Source organism: Pseudomonas sp. R3-41 (assembly GCF_054161485.1).
On sequence record NZ_CP096421.1, the window covers coordinates 6,146,393 to 6,161,646 of the forward strand.

A 15,254-nucleotide genomic window follows, 5' to 3' on the forward strand; every position below is an offset into this window, starting at 1 on the left:
TTGCACGTTCAGATCAGAGGGGACGACACATCCAGTGCAGATAACGCCCCAACCCGGCAAACGCCGGATGGCGACGGTGGGCCAGTTCCATTTCCAGCAACTGCGCTAGCTCCACCCGCCCCTGGAATTCTACGGGCATGTAGTCATGGAAAACCCGCACGCCACTCTGGCTTTCGACCTGCCACAGGCCTTCAAGTTGCGCCGCCAATTCGCGCGGATCAAGGGGCTGTTGTGGTGTCAGGCTCTGTTTTTCGCCGGCCATGTCGTTTTTGCGCAACTTGCGAAAATGCCCCTTGAGCAGGTTGCGATAGACCAACGCGTCACGGTTGTAGAACGCCAGGGACAACCAACCGCCCGGGACCGTGAGTTGGTGCAACACCGGCAGGATCGCGTGGGGCTCGGCCAGCCACTCCAGCACCGCGTGACACAGCACCAGGTCGTAAGGCTCGGTCAACTGGCCGAGCAGGTCCTGCCACGGCGCCTGGATAAACGTGGCCTGCTGGCCGGCCTCGGCAAAGCGTTGGCGGGCGCCTTCGAGCATGGGTTCGGCCGGCTCGGCCAGGGTCACCTGGTGGCCGCGCTCGGCCAGCCACAACGACATATGGCCCAGGCCGGCGCCGATGTCCAGCACGCGCAACGGGCGTTGCGGCAAGCTTTCCAGCAGGTCGGCCTGAAGCACTGCCAGGCGGATCGCGCCCTTGGCCCCGCCGTAGATTTTCTCCGCGAAACGCGTGGCGAGCTGATCGAAATGACGGTCGCTCATTGGCCGAACCGCCGTTCGCTGTCCGCCAGCTTGCTGCGCACCACGGCGTCCATGTCCAGGCCCAACTCGCTGCACAGCAGCAACAGGTACAACACGATGTCACCGACTTCCTGCCCGGCGTGGGCCAGTTTGTCCGCCGGCAACTGGCGGGACTGATCCTCGGTCAGCCACTGGAAAATCTCCACCAGCTCGGCCATTTCCACGCTGGCGGCCATGGCGAGGTTTTTCGGGCTGTGAAATTGCCGCCAATCGTTACGATCGCGAATGGCATGCAGGCGTTCGGTCAGTTCAACAAGGTTCATCGGGTTCTCCTGAATGCGCATAGCTTCACGGGGATGATCGGGGAAGGCAAGAGTCCTCGGTACGAAGCGGCGGTTTGCCCCATAATCGAACCAACTCGGCCGCCACAGCTCCTACAATCAGGAGCCAACGGCTCAACGCAGATTCCCTCCCATCAGGATGCACATATGCAGGCAGAAAGCTTTTTCGAATGGCTCGGCCAGGCGCTCGGTTCGGTGATCCGGTTCATCGTCGACCTGCTCAGCGGCCTCTTCAACACCCTGGCCAACGCCGGCGGCAACTTCGTCGACGGGCTGTCACGCACCCTGGGCATGGACACCTCGATCATCAGCATCATCGCCCTGATCCTCGGGCTGATGCTGCTGTACTCGGCCATTCGCGCGTTCATGCGGGCCTCGATCGTCATGGGCATCATCTGGCTGGTGCTGGGGTTGTGGTTGTTGAGCTGGATCATTCACTAGAGCCTCCAGCATCCCCTCGCCTGACACAACACTCTGTGGCGAGGGAGCTTGCTCCCGCTGGGGCGCGCAGCGGCCCTGTTTTTGGGGACGGCTGCGCAGTCCAGCGGGAGCAAGCTCCCTCGCCAATGAATCCAAGTTCCGCAGGGAACGAGCAGGCAAGAACCCGCTACAATCGCGCTCCATCAAGGAGCCCGCATGCCCAACCTGATCACCGACTGGCGCGACCGCCTCACCCATCGCCGGGTCTGGGCATTGGCTGCGCCGATGATCCTCTCGAACATTTCCGTACCGCTGGTGGCGCTGGTGGACAGCACGGTCATCGGCCACTTGCCCCATGCCCATCAGTTGGGCGCGGTGGCGGTCGGGGCGAGTTTGTATACGGTGCTGGCGTGGGCCATGGGTTTCTTGCGCATGGGCACCACCGGGTTCGCCGCCCAGGCCGCCGGGCGGGGTGACGGCGCGGCGTTGCGGCAAGTGTTGCTGCAAGGCCTGCTGTTGGCGATGGGGTTGGCGATGTTGCTCGGCGCCGTCGGCGTGCCGTTGAGTAACGTGGCCTTGCACTTCATGCAGCCGTCCGCTGAGCTCAACCAGTTGACCCGCGACTTCTTCCATACCCGGCTCTTCGGCTTGCCGGCGGCGCTGGCCAGCTATGCGCTGGTGGGCTGGTTCCTTGGCGCCCAGAATGCCCGGGCGCCGTTGGCGATCCTGCTGGTGACCAACCTGGTCAACATCGCCCTGAACCTGTGGTTCGTGATCGGCCTGGACTGGGGCGTGACCGGTTCGGCCCGGGCCTCGGTGATTGCCGAGTGGACCGGTGCGCTGGTTGGCCTGGCCTTGGCTCGCAAGACACTGCGGGCCTGGCCCGGACAAATCGCCTGGGCAGCCCTGGGCGTTTGGCGGAACTGGCGTCCGCTGCTGGCGGTGAACCGGGACATTTTCATTCGCAGCCTGGCCCTGCAAGCGGTGTTCTTCCTGATCACGGTGCAAGGAGCGCGCCTGGGGGACGCGACCGTGGCAGCCAATGCCCTGCTGCTCAACGGCCTGCTGTTGACCGCCCATGCCCTGGACGGCCTCGCCCACGCCGTGGAGGCGTTGTGCGGCCATGCCATCGGCGCTCGCGACCACCTCGCCCTGCGTCGTTCGCTGGTGGTGGCCGGCGGTTGGTCGCTGATTGCCAGCCTCGGCTTTGCCCTGCTGTTCCTGCTCGCCGGCCACGTCTTCATCGACATGCAGACCGACATCCCCGACGTACGCGCCACCGCTTATGGCTACCTGCCCTACCTGGCGACCTTGCCGCTGATCGCGGTCTGGAGCTACCTGCTCGACGGCCTGTTCATCGGTGCCACCCGCGCCCGGGAAATGCGCAACGGCATGGTCTTGACCCTGCTGCTGGTGGCGCCAATCGCCTGGATGCTGCTGGGGTTGGGCAACCATGGACTGTGGATCACCTTCCTGCTGTTCATGGCCTTGCGCAGCCTCACCCTCGGTGCGTTTGCCTGGCACTTACAGCGGCACGACCGTTGGCTCGGCGCGCCGACGTAATAGTCCTCAACCCTGACGGCCCTGCCAGCGTCGCCGCAGGTGATCGAGCCGCTCGCGTTGCGAACCACCCTCCGGCCCCGGCAAGAGCCGGGCATTGGGGTATTGCAGTCGCAGCCAGAGCCAGTCGTCGAGCACCGTCCGCTCGGTAAAACCCAGCGCCAGCCCCTGCTGCACATCCTCCCAGAGCCGGCGGTAATCACGGCCGGTGGAATGGGACCATTGCCACGCGTGACGCTCCAGCAGGCAGCGCTGCAACTGGCCCTGCTGTCGATCGCTGAGGCCGTGCTCCTTCTCCAACGCCGCCACCGGCAATCCGGGGTTGGACAGTTGCTGCCAGCCCTGGCTGCCGATCGCCCGGTCGGCCCATGTGCCGCCGAACCAGCGCAACAGGCTGATCGGACCCAGCCAGCAACTGAGTTCATGGGCGTCGCAACCGTCGAAGAAATAGCTGGCGGTGTGCGGGTTGTAGTAATTCAACAAGGCTTTGTGATGCAGGCCCAGCGTCACCGTCAGCATGCGCCGCAGATGCGCCAGTAATTGCACCGCAGGCTGTGGACAGGCCAGCAACAGCCCTGGCCAGGCGCGCGGGTCCAGGTGGCAAAGACTCGTCAACGCGGGCGATTGGCGCAGATCCACCAACAGCGGGCCGTGGTCGCGAAGCCCATGCAGCTCAGTACCTTCGAACAGGGCAAAGTGCTGGGCATCGGCGAACTGCGCGTGAACACGCTGCACCGCCTCAGGCGCACTCGGTGCGTCCAGCAACAACCACTGCGGCGTCGATCCAGGCACGGCCACGGCGCTCATCGAGCAATGCCCGCGCCGCGGCCCATGAGCATGCGGCAGGTGCACCGGGGTTGGGTGCAAGGGTTGAAAGGCCCGCCTTCGGGCAACAGGCACAACAAGACCAGCGGCTCGGCCTCCCGCAGCGCCGACAACAGCACCGGATCGACCACGGATGGCCCAAGTGTTTCGCCCGAGAATGACTCATCCGCGCCCTCTACCGAGGCAGGCTCGCTCAGAAATGCACTGATCAACGGCCGATCCGGATCGCCTTCGATAAAGCTCACCAGCACCTCGGTACCGTCACCCATCGCGTCCACCCCGCCAGCCGCCAGCTCGGGCGCCAAAGGCAACCAGCAATGGCTGGGACTGGAACCTTCGCCCTGATAGACCCAGTCGAACTCCACCGCCACGCGCCCTGCCCCGAGCACCGGAGGCTCGTCAACCGCCACGACCCAACCGCGTTGCCGGCTTGCCATGCGGGGCTTGACCGGGACGTTGTCCGGCATGAACAGCACGCCCCGGGGAATGGCCCTGAAATGATTGCCATACATGCCCGCCTGGGCGCGATGCTCAACCTTGGTCAACAGCCAGCGCCGGTTCCAGCTGGCAAACGGATGGGCCGTCAGCGTCAGTATCTGGCCCGCGTGCAGGTTCGTCAGGTCGCTACGACCCTGGGCGACTTGCTGCCCCGCCACAGCGGTTTGCACGCTGAAGGTCCGCACCGCGGCAGTCGGCCCGTCGTCCGCATAGACCGCCTGGCCGGCAGGGGGAAAACTGTGCGGGTTGTCCGCGAACACCAGGCAATGCCCGTCGCGGGCGTGTTCGAAATGAAAGTGGATACCCGCTTGGGTGCACACGCGCTGGAGGAACTGCAGGTCCGATTCCCGATACTGGGTACAGAAATCCTGCGGTGGGTAATCGCCACTCAGGTCCAGGCACAGGCTGCGCCCGCTGATGCCATGGGCCTTGAGCACTTGGCGAATGATCTGCGGCACCGAGCGGGCGCTGAACACTCGCTGGTTGAAGCGCTGAGCCAGACAGGCCAGCCTGGGGCTGATACGCACCCGGCAGCCGGCGCCATGGGAATGCTGGACCCACTCATGGATCTGCCCATGAATGCCTCGGCCTGGCGCTCCGAAACTCAACCAGACGCTGCGGTACAGCAAGCCCGCCAAGTCCAGGCTCGGATCGAGCAATGGCAGCTCCGCTTCATAGACGAAGGGTTCGCTGATCGCTTCACTGCCCGTAAAAGCGACCACGTCAACGGGCTCGGGCAGACCGGCTATCTCCAGACGAAAAGCTGGCTCGCGGGCTGAATCGGACATCGGCGTTTCTCTACAGGAGGGGCGACCGGGGATTCTCGCCGACCGACATGGCCGCGTAGAGGGGCCAAGTACAAGTTAGGAAAGGGACTACATGAAATAAGGACATCGCCGATTAAATGAACCGGTGTGAAGAAATAGCCGTGGCATAAACAAAAATGCCCTCCGGGACTGTCCGAAAAAACCGCAATGTACGGTGTTTTTTCTGACAGCCCCGGCGGGCAGTGTTGATCAGCCAAGAGGTGGACCTGATGCAATCCTGTGGCGAGGGAGCTTGCTCCCGCTTGGGTGCGAAGCAGCCACAACGAATGGGTCCGCTGCGCAGCCCAGCGGGAGCAAGCTCCCTCGCCACAGTGAATCGCGCCAACCTTGAGGGAGCGGCTGTGGGGCTATCTTCTATCAGGACGACAGATACGACGAACGCGTCAGCCCCAAACGCAGCGCATCGAGGAACTGGGTGCGCTCGGCGGCGCTGATGCGGGCGCTGGCGCATTTGTCGCGGTAGTGCGTCATCAACTCCTCTGGCGACAAGTGCACGTAGCGCAGCATGTCTTCGATGGTGTCGTGGGTTTCGATGCCTGCGTGGTACACACTGCCGTCGGCGTTCTGGTAGATGTTCACCGAGTCGGTATCGCCGAACAGGTTGTGCATGTCGCCGAGAATTTCCTGGTAGGCGCCCACCAGGAAGATGCCCAGCAGGTAATCTTCACCGGGATTGAGGGCGTGCACCGGCAGGCTGGTCTCGATGCTCTGCTCATCGACGTACTGCTTGATCTTGCCGTCGGAGTCGCAGGTCAGGTCTTGCAGCACGGCGCGGCGCAGCGGCTCTTCGTCCAGGCGATGCAGCGGCAGGATCGGCAGCACTTGGCCGATGGCCCAGGTGTCCGGCAGGCTCTGGAATACCGAGAAGTTGCAGATGTACTTGTCGGCCAGCTTGTCGTTGAGTTCGTCCAGCACCTGGCGGTGCGAGCGCTGGCGGGCCTTCAACGAGTTGTGAAGGCGACGGCACACGGCAAAGTAGCACTGCTCGGCCAAGGCTTTTTCCGCCAGGGTCAGCTTGCCGTCGGCATATTGCGCCGCCACGTCGCTCATGTAGTGCGTGGCGCGCCAGTAGGTCTCGGTGACCATCTCGATGTCGGTGGGGCCCAGCAGGTCAACCAGCCATTGCACGGTTTCCGGCAGTTCCTGCTTGTTGTCGATCGCCGGCACGTCGTCGTTGTGTTTTTCGACGTCGGTCACCTGCACCACCAGCATCGCGTGGTGAGCGGTCAGCGAGCGGCCGCTTTCCGAGAAGATGTGCGGGTGCGGCAGGCCCTGGGCGTCGCAGAATTCCTTGAGCATGCCAACCACGACACCGGCGTAATCGTCCATGTCGTAGTTGATCGAGCTGGCATTGCGCGAGTGCGTGCCGTCGTAGTCCACGCCGAGGCCGCCGCCGACGTCGATGTGATCCACCGGCAGGCCGAGGTTGCGCAGCTCACCGTAGTAACGGATCGCTTCCTTGAAGCCATGCTGGTAGTCCGCCAGGTTGGCGATCTGCGAACCCATGTGGAAGTGCAACAGGCGGATGCCCTGGTCCAGGCCAGCCGCGCGGAAACGCTCGACCACCGACAGCAGTTGCGCGGCCGACAAGCCGAACTTGGACTTCTCGCCACCGGTATCGGCCCACTTGCTCGACGCCAGGGACGACAGGCGCACCCGCAGGCCGACCTGTGGCTTGACCTTGAGCACCGCGGCCTCTTCGATCACCAGGCCGACTTCGGACTCTTTCTCGATGACGATGAAAACGTTGTGGCCAAGCTTCTGGCCCATCAGCGCCAGGCGGATGAACTCGCGGTCCTTGTAGCCGTTGCAGACGATGGTCCCGCCCTTCGGTGCGAGGGCCAGCACCGCCAGCAGCTCCGGCTTGGAACCGGCTTCCAGGCCGATGGAGACGTTCTGGGTGGCAATGATGTTTTCGATCACCGCTTCCTGCTGGTTGACCTTGATCGGGTAGAGCGCGGTGTACTTGCTCTGGTATTCCAGGCGCGCGATGTTGCTGTCGAACGCGCCGGTGAGCTGGCGCACACGGTCTTGCAGGATGTCGGGGAAGCGCACCAGCAACGGCAGCGAGAGGCCGCTCTGGCGCAACTGGTCGACTTGCTCGAACAGGTCGATGGGCGAACTGCCTGGACCGTTCGGACGGACTTCGACGCGACCGGCTTCATTGATCGCGAAATACCCGGCCCCCCAATGGCGAATCCCGTAAACGCTGCGGCTGTCCGCAACTGTCCATTGGCTGCCATCGTCTTTGCGTGTGCGTCGTACGGACATCGAAGTCCCCTATAAAGAAGTCAAAATGCACCATCCGGTCGGAGGCTGGGGCAGTCTAGAGAGTGAAAATGACGAATTGCCTGTTAGCAAGGTAGACCCTGCTCCCAGCGATGAGTTTAGAAACCCGTTCAGAACAGGCTCTGTGAAAACCATGCGGGCGACCTCGGACGGCGAGTCCGGGTCAAGCCGAGGGTGGTTTTCACAGAAGCTGCTAGCCGCCGGATTTCTTTGCCTTGAAGCCGTGCTTGACCAGTTCCGCCAGCAGCAGCTCGACGTGATCGCCCTGGATCTCGATGATGCCGTCTTTCAACGCACCACCGGTGCCACAGCGTTTCTTCAACGTGGTGGCCAGTTCCTTGAGCGCGTCTTCGGCCAACGGCACACCGGTGATCGTGGTCACCGTCTTGCCGCCGCGCCCTTTGCTTTCCCGGCGCACACGGGCAATGCCGTCACCGGCGGGGATGGCGGTCTGTTTGCAGATGCAGGCATCCACCGGCTGACGGCAATCAGGGCAATGACGACCGGCGTCGGTAGAAAATACCAGGCCGCCCAGGGCGGCGAAGGATGCGGCTTTTTTGGCCACCGGCAATCCTCTTGGGAGGACAAAGACTGGTCGAGGGGAGAATGGGCCTCGACCGCGAAACCCCACTCAGGCAGGGGCAGCGCTACTGGACCGCAGACACGGTTCAGCTTGAAAAGTCGCGCAGTGTAACGGCAAAAAGGCGACTTGCTAAGGGCCAATCAGCGCCAATTTATAGCTTCTTTGCGACGCTGCCACCGTGGACGCGCAAATAGCGCTCAAGTGCCGCCAGGGAGTCCGGGCAGTAAGGCATGCGCTGGATTTCATCGAGCACCTGTTCGAGGGGCAGGAAACGCGCTTCGAGGACTTCTTCGGGTTGCAGGACCAATGGGCCGTCCCACACCGCCGAGAACGCCGAGCACCACAGGCGACTGCCGGGGTCTTCGAAATAAAAATGGTCATGGGCGGTCAGTTCCACGCCGCTCACGCCCAGCTCCTCCGCCAGTTCACGGGCCGCCGATTCGGCATAGGTCTCGTCGGCCTGGACCATGCCGCCCGCCGCCACGTCCCAGAACCCCGGGTAGATGGCCTTGCTCAGGGTGCGCCGGTGAACACACAGTTCACCGGCCGAGTTGAACAGCATGATGTAGGTGCCACGTCCGATCAGCCCGCGTTCGCGCAACTCCGAACGCACCAGGCTGCCGAGCAGGTTGTCGTGCTCGTCGACCCACGCGATCAACTCGGCATCCGAGGCCACTCGGTGAGCGACCTCCCGGGGGCTTTCGTTCATGGATCAACCCTGGTTCAGCAGTTGCCGCAAGTCGATGACCGCTGCGTTGGCCCGGGAAATGTAGTTGGCCATGACCAGCGAGTGGTTCGCCAACACACCGAAGCCGCTGCCGTTGAGGATCATCGGGCTCCAGACCGGTTCCTGGGACGCTTCCAGTTCACGAATGATCTGCCGCACGCTGACCGTGGCGTTCTTTTTCGCCAGCACATCGGCGAAGTCCACTTCGATGGCGCGCAGCAGGTGCGACAGCGCCCAGGCCTGGCCGCGGGCTTCATAGAACACGTTGTCGATCTGCAGCCATGGGGTCTCGACCACCTCTTCGTCCACCTGCGGCACCTGGCCCGGGGCCGGAACTTCGGTTTTCAGCGAGGTGTTGAGCTTGACCCGGCCAACGCTGGCCGACAGGCGCTGGGACAACGAACCCAGGCGCGTGCCGACGTCGCCCAGCCAGTTGTTCAAGTTGTCGGCGCGCGCGTAGAACAGCGCGCTTTTCTGGTTCGGGTCGGACAGCCGCGCCTGATAGCGGCTCAGGGAGTTGATGCCTTCCTGGTATTCGGATTCGCTGGAGGGCAGCACCCAGCTGCGGTTGTCGAAGTTGAAGCGCGGCTCGGCCTTGGCCAGGTCGGCGTCCTCGGCGGACTGGGACTGGGAGCGGGCGAAGTCCTTGCGCAGGGCGCGGCTCAGGTCGCGGACCTGCACCAGCACGCCGTATTCCCAGCTCGGCATGTTGTCCATCCACAGGCCCGGCGGGAAGCGGTCGTTGGAGATGTAGCCACCTTGCTTGGTCAGCAAGGTCCCGGCCACGGTCTTGAGGGTCTCGACCGTGGTGTAGCCCACCACCATCTGCCGACCGTCCTTCTCGGCCGCGGCCTGGGCGTTCTGCTGCACAGGGAACAACGCGGGCTCCTGGCTCCAGTACCAGCCGAGGGCAATGGTCACCAGCAGGTAGAGGGCGATCAGCGTGGCCAGTGCGCGGCTGAAAAAAAGCCCACCCAGGTAGCTGCGGGTGGCCGATTTCGGCTCGGCGGCGCGTTCAGGCGCGCTGCCCGCGCGGTTTTTCCAGTCCAGCATGGCGATGTTCCTTCAATCACTTGAGTTCTCGTGTCGACCACAACCCTACGCCATCGTGCCTGATTTGAAACGCGATAATGCGGCGCCAATCATGCCGGGCGCGACAGGGCAATCGAACAGCACTATAAAGGAAGCGTTGCCATCGGCCTACGAGACTGTCCAGTCACAAACTGAATTTCGCGACTGGACAGAATATTGACGTACGACACTCATGCGAGGGAAAAGAGGTGCTAGCATAGAGCCACCAGTCGATCTCAGCATGCACCCTAACTAGTAGTCAGGATATGACCGAGCCAGAAGACCCCAGCCGTGAGCGCCTCAAGCACCACTTTGCCCAGCGGGTAATTCATCAGGCTCGTCAGATCCTGGAGATTTGGCAGCGCCTGCAACGCAGCGAATGGTCAAGCACCGACCTCTCGGAACTCAGCGAAGCCAATCTGCGCCTGCTGCGCTTTGCCGAGCGCTTCGAACAGCCCGAGCACTCCCAACTGGCCCAAGGCATCAGCCAGTCGCTGCAAGCGGTGAATGCCAATCGTGGGCGCCTGAGCAGCCACCTGATCACCGAAATCAACCGCCTGATGCAGCGTTTGTCGCGCACCGGCCTGCGCCACGGCGACCAGCTCGAACAAACCTTCCTGCCGCCGCTGCGCAAACCCATCTACGTGATGCTGCAGGACCATGACCGCGCCGAGCGCCTGGCCAAGCAATTGGAATTCTTCGGCCTCAGCGCCCAGGCGCTGGACAGTGTCGCGGCGTTCCGGGCCTCGATGGTCGAGCGCCTGCCGGCGGCGATTGTCATGGATGTGGACTTCAGCGGCCCCGGCACCGGCCTGAAACTGGCCGCCGAAGCCCAGGAAGGCCTGGAGCAACCTTTGCCGCTGTTGTTCTTCAGTTTGTTGGAAACCGACACGCCGACACGCCTGGCCGCGGTACGCGCCGGCGGGCAGGAATTCCTCACCGGCACCCTCGAAGCCTCGAGCCTGCTGGAAAAGATCGAGGTGCTGACCTGCGTTGCCCAATACGATCCCTACAAAGTGCTGATCATCGATGACTCCCGTGCCCAGGCCTTGCACACCGAGCGCCTGCTCAACAGCGCCGGCATCATTACCCGCACGCTGATCGAACCGATCCAGGCCATGGCCGAGCTGGCGGATTTCCAGCCCGACCTGATCATCCTCGATATGTACATGCCCGCCTGCACCGGCACGGAACTGGCCAAGGTGATCCGCCACAATGACCGCTACGTCAGCGTGCCGATCATCTACCTGTCCGCCGAAGACGACCTGGACAAGCAGCTCGACGCCATGAGCGAAGGTGGCGACGACTTCCTGACCAAGCCGATCAAGCCTCGGCACCTGATCACCACCGTGCGCAACCGTGCGGCCCGGGCGCGCAACCTCAAGGCGCGGATGGTGCGCGACAGCCTCACCGGCCTGTACAACCACACCCACATCCTGCAATTACTCGAAGATTGCAGCTTCCGCGCCCGCCGCGAAGGCAAGCCCCTGAGCTTCGCCATGCTCGACATCGACCACTTCAAACGGGTCAACGACAGCCACGGCCACCCCATGGGCGACCGGGTGATCAAGAGCCTGGCGCTGTTTCTCAAGCAACGCCTGCGCAAGACCGACTTCATCGGCCGTTACGGCGGCGAAGAGTTCGCCATTGTCATGCCCGACACCGACATCGACGCTGCCTGCAAGGTGTTGGATGAGATTCGCCAGCGCTTTGCCGAAATCCATTACCCGGCCCAGCCCCATGATTTGTGGTGCACCTTCAGTGCTGGCGTGGTGGAAATGAGCGATGACTCCGACAGCCTGATGATGGCCAGCCAGGCGGACGAAGCGCTGTATCGCGCCAAGCACGCCGGACGCAACCGGGTACAGAGCGCCCGTCAATCAAAGCAAAGTGCCACTTTTTCATCGGAATCGACTGATTCAGTCATAAACCTGTAACTCAAGCGCAATAAATTCAGGCACTTACGATTCTGCCCCCGGTAGACCCTTGATGCGCCTGAAGCTGCTGACCAATCTCAACACCCTTCTTTTAGTTGCCGTTTGCCTGGGCCTCGGGGCCACCCTATGGTGGTCGCAGATCGCCCTGGAGCGGCCCTACTTGCTGATGGAGCGTTATCTGGGCCTGTCGCGGCAGTTCCAGGGCGAAGTGGCGCGCAACATCGAGGACTACCTGGCCAGCGGCGACGCCTTGCGCCTGAGCGCGGCCACCCAGGCCTTGGAAACGCTGCAAAAAGACCTCGACCAGTTTCCCCTGGAGCTGGCCAAAACCTTGCGTCCGAGCCTGTCGAACCTCGATAGCTTCGGCAAGACCGATCTGCTGGCCGCCGGCAAACTGGCCGGCGATCCGCAGGCGTTGCTGCTGCAGGCCGAGCGCGAACTGAGCGCCAGCCTCGATCAACTGGCCCAATACGCCAACGGTGCCCCGGCCTACTTGCCTCCCTTGTTCGCCGCGTCGCAGCACCTGGGCCGGTTGTCCCTCACGCGGGACAAACTGGTCAGCAGCGGCCGCAGCGAACTGGCCACTGATGTCGAACGGGAACTGGCGAGCATCCGTATCGAAGCCGAACGCCTCGACAGCCTGCCGCTGCTGGGTGTCACCGCCAGCAGCGATTCGGGCAGCGACGATTTCGCCGCGCTGATGGGCCTGGAGACTCAGGAAAAAGCCGCCGCCGAAGACGCTGGCATCGCCCTCAAGCGCGAACTCAACAGCCTGCTCGGCCGTTATCCGGCGGAATTGACCCGCACCCGTGAATTGATCCAGAAACGCACCGAGCTAAGCAGCGCCACGCACCTGAAAATCACCGACGTGCAAACCGCGATCGATACCCTGGAGCCGGCCGTGCGGGCCCAGCATGGGCAGATCCAGGGGGAGGTACGCTTGATTCAGGGGGTGATGATCGGCCTGATCCTGCTGATCGCACTGTTGATCGACACCTTGCAGCGACGCCTGGCCCGCACCTTGACGCACCTGGCTCCGGCCCTGTCGACCTGGGCCGAAGGGGACTTCAGCCGGAGCATCCACGTGGGCGCCAGCAACCGTGAAATGCAAGACATCGAGGCTTCGCTCAATCGCCTGCGCGCTTATCTGGTGGACCTGGTGGGCACCATTCGGGTGAATGCCGAACAGGTCGCGGGCAGCAGCCGGGCCCTGGCCGATCTGAGCGGCGAATTGCACAGCGGGGCCGAGCATCAGGCCGGCGACACGGCGCTGATCCGTGATTCCCTCAGCGAACTGGAAGCGACGATCCAGCAAGTCGCCGGCGACGCCAGCCAGGCCGCAGACGCCAGCCGCAGCGCCGGGCAAGCAGTGGAGCAAGGGCAGAAAGTCATCGGCCTGAGCCTCACGGGCCTGCACGCGCTGGTAGGGGAAGTGCAAGGCAACGCGCAGATGATCGAACAACTGGCCGAGGAGTCGGCCACTATCGGCGGCGTGCTGACGGTGATTCGCTCGATTGCCGACCAGACCAACCTGCTGGCCCTCAACGCCGCCATCGAAGCAGCCCGTGCCGGGGAAATGGGCCGGGGTTTTGCGGTGGTGGCCGAGGAAGTCCGCTCCCTGGCCCAACGCACGGCCGGCGCCACCGCCGAAATCCAGACCCTGATCGCCCGCCTGCAACTGGCCGCGCGCCAATCGGTGGACGGCATGCGCGCCCAGGTCGAACACGCCGAAGCCACCGCCAGCCAGGCGCAAGCGGCCGACGGTGCCCTGGATGAAATCGTCGGCGCCATCCAGACCATCGCCGACACAGCGGTCCGCATCGCCGACGTCACCGCCCAACAAAGCGGCGCCGTCAGCGAAATCCGCGACCATAGCGAGCGGATTCACCAACTGGGCGGGGACAACCTGCTGCGCATCGGCCAGGGCCGGGAGCAAGGCGACCATCTCTTGGTGCTGGGCGGGCAATTGCACACCGCAGTCCAGGCGTTTCGGGTTTAGCACCTAGAAACGGTATGGCTCACTGTGGCGAGGGAGCTTGCTCCCGCTCGGCTGCGCAGCAGTCGTAGAACCTGCCTACTGGTTTTTTCCGACACACCGTGTTGGATGGTCTTGGGGCTGCTGCGCAGCCCAACGGGAGCAAGCTCCCTCGCCACCGGGTCGATTCCGAGAGAAAGTGAACACTCACCGTCAACCGCCACCGCCTGTGGGAGCGAGCTTGCTCGCGATATCGGTGGGTCAGCTTGCATTGGTGTTGGCTGTGCAGCCGTCATCGCGAGCAAGCTCGCTCCCACAGGGGTTCGGTTTCCAACCGTATGACCGGATCACGGGCCTGGGTCATAAATTTCGCGCAAACATCGGTCATCGTGCTGGCTATTGCCGAGAACTGGACAGTCATTAAGGCTTTGCGGCATAGTCGCCGGGTTCTGATACCTGCTCACAGATAACAAGGAACAGCAGATGGCGACCCTATTGGTCCTGCACGGACCCAACCTGAACCTGCTGGGCACCCGCGAACCGGGCGTCTACGGCGCCGTGACCCTGGCCCAGATCAACCAGGACCTGGAACAGCGGGCCCGCAACGCCGGCCATCATTTGCTCTATCTGCAAAGCAACGCCGAATATGAATTGATCGACCGTATCCATGCCGCGCGTGGCGAAGGCGTGGACTTCATTTTGATCAATCCAGCAGCTTTTACACACACAAGTGTCGCATTACGTGACGCGCTGCTGGCGGTGAGCATCCCATTCATCGAAGTGCATTTGTCCAACGTGCACAAACGCGAACCTTTCCGCCATCACTCCTACTTCTCCGATGTAGCAGTGGGAGTGATCTGCGGCCTTGGCGCCAGCGGTTACCGACTGGCCCTGGAGGCCGCCCTAGAGCAGCTTGAGAAACAGGCAACAGCTTGAACAACAAGCGTTAAGCGCCCCTGACCGACCCTTGGGAGTTGATGATTCATGGATATCCGTAAAGTTAAGAAATTGATCGAATTGCTGGAAGAGTCCGGCATCGACGAGCTTGAGATCAAGGAAGGCGAAGAGTCCGTACGCATCAGCCGCCACAGCAAGACCCCGGCCCAGCAGTTCTATGCACCGGCCCCGATGCAGGCTCCGGCCGCCGCGCCAGCTCCAGCAGCCCCGGTTGCCGCCGCAGCCCCCGCCGCACCGGCAGCACCAACCTTGAACGGTACTGTCGCGCGTTCACCAATGGTGGGCACGTTCTATCGCAAGTCTTCGCCATCCTCGCCGTCCTTCGTTGAAGTCGGCCAGACCGTGAAGAAAGGCGACACCCTGTGCATCGTCGAAGCCATGAAGATGATGAACCACATCGAAGCTGAAACCAGCGGTGTGATCGAGTCCATCCTCGTCGAAGACGGCCAGCCGGTTGAGTACGACCAACCGCTGTTCACCATCGTTTGAACCGCGGGGAGCC

Annotated in this window: 14 protein-coding genes; 6 read left to right on the plus strand and 8 right to left on the minus strand. The window is 63.1% G+C overall.

The genetic code is table 11. The features are described from left to right. Positions 1-13: 13 nt before the first annotated feature. The gene (locus tag M1D99_RS26580) at positions 14-763 is read right to left on the minus strand and encodes a methyltransferase (RefSeq protein WP_434572612.1); all 750 of its coding nucleotides are present in this window, start codon (positions 761-763) and stop codon (positions 14-16) included. Next, positions 760-1,065 (minus strand): MazG-like family protein, encoded by a 306-nt coding sequence (locus tag M1D99_RS26585; protein ID WP_003186192.1) that lies wholly within the window; start codon positions 1,063-1,065, stop codon positions 760-762. Before M1D99_RS26585 ends, M1D99_RS26580 begins: the two co-directional genes overlap by 4 nt. 165 nt (positions 1,066-1,230) lie before the next feature. Between M1D99_RS26585 and M1D99_RS26590 the strand changes: the two genes are divergently transcribed. Beyond that, complete coding sequence (locus M1D99_RS26590) at positions 1,231-1,524, plus strand: hypothetical protein (protein WP_018607618.1); 294 nt, start codon at positions 1,231-1,233, stop codon at positions 1,522-1,524. Between the two features lie 195 nt (positions 1,525-1,719). Further along, complete coding sequence (locus tag M1D99_RS26595) at positions 1,720-3,066, plus strand: MATE family efflux transporter (RefSeq protein ID WP_458131033.1); 1,347 nt, start codon at positions 1,720-1,722, stop codon at positions 3,064-3,066. A 6-nt stretch (positions 3,067-3,072) separates the two neighbouring features. Here M1D99_RS26595 and M1D99_RS26600 read toward each other — a convergent pair whose 3' ends face one another. The 6 genes from M1D99_RS26600 to M1D99_RS26625 form a co-directional block, all read right to left on the minus strand. Beyond that, positions 3,073-3,870 carry a DUF4123 domain-containing protein gene (locus M1D99_RS26600; protein WP_186730139.1) on the minus strand — a complete coding sequence of 266 codons (798 nt, stop codon included), beginning with the start codon at positions 3,868-3,870 and terminating at the stop codon, positions 3,073-3,075. Beyond that, positions 3,867-5,174, minus strand: coding sequence for a type VI secretion system Vgr family protein (locus M1D99_RS26605; RefSeq protein ID WP_458131034.1), 1,308 nt, complete (start codon positions 5,172-5,174; stop codon positions 3,867-3,869). The genes M1D99_RS26600 and M1D99_RS26605 overlap by 4 nt, the downstream gene beginning before the upstream one ends. Before the next feature lie 396 nt (positions 5,175-5,570). Continuing rightward, complete coding sequence (gene speA, locus M1D99_RS26610; RefSeq protein ID WP_186707901.1) at positions 5,571-7,484, minus strand: arginine decarboxylase; 1,914 nt, start codon at positions 7,482-7,484, stop codon at positions 5,571-5,573. 211 nt (positions 7,485-7,695) lie between these two features. After that, positions 7,696-8,067, minus strand: a complete 372-nt coding sequence (locus M1D99_RS26615) for a translation initiation factor Sui1 (protein WP_003197435.1) — start codon at positions 8,065-8,067, stop codon at positions 7,696-7,698. Between the two features lie 169 nt (positions 8,068-8,236). Next, on the minus strand, positions 8,237-8,794 hold the full coding sequence (locus M1D99_RS26620) for an NUDIX hydrolase (protein ID WP_434572622.1): 558 nt from the start codon (positions 8,792-8,794) through the stop codon (positions 8,237-8,239). 3 nt (positions 8,795-8,797) lie between these two features. Further along, positions 8,798-9,865: a DUF2333 family protein gene (locus M1D99_RS26625; protein ID WP_458131035.1), complete on the minus strand. Its 1,068-nt coding sequence runs from the start codon at positions 9,863-9,865 to the stop codon at positions 8,798-8,800. A 284-nt stretch (positions 9,866-10,149) separates the two neighbouring features. Here M1D99_RS26625 and M1D99_RS26630 point away from each other — a divergent pair, with 284 nt between their 5' ends. From M1D99_RS26630 to accB, 4 genes are all read left to right on the plus strand, one after another. Next, a complete protein-coding gene (locus tag M1D99_RS26630; protein WP_458131036.1) occupies positions 10,150-11,820 on the plus strand; it encodes a GGDEF domain-containing response regulator in 1,671 nt (556 codons plus the stop codon). A gap of 52 nt (positions 11,821-11,872) precedes the next feature. Further along, positions 11,873-13,819, plus strand: coding sequence for a methyl-accepting chemotaxis protein (locus M1D99_RS26635; protein WP_458131037.1), 1,947 nt, complete (start codon positions 11,873-11,875; stop codon positions 13,817-13,819). 459 nt (positions 13,820-14,278) lie between these two features. Continuing rightward, the gene (gene aroQ, locus M1D99_RS26640) at positions 14,279-14,731 is read left to right on the plus strand and encodes a type II 3-dehydroquinate dehydratase (protein ID WP_018605716.1); all 453 of its coding nucleotides are present in this window, start codon (positions 14,279-14,281) and stop codon (positions 14,729-14,731) included. A gap of 48 nt (positions 14,732-14,779) precedes the next feature. Next, the gene (gene accB / locus M1D99_RS26645) at positions 14,780-15,241 is read left to right on the plus strand and encodes an acetyl-CoA carboxylase biotin carboxyl carrier protein (RefSeq protein WP_060739348.1); all 462 of its coding nucleotides are present in this window, start codon (positions 14,780-14,782) and stop codon (positions 15,239-15,241) included. Positions 15,242-15,254 lie beyond the last annotated feature (13 nt).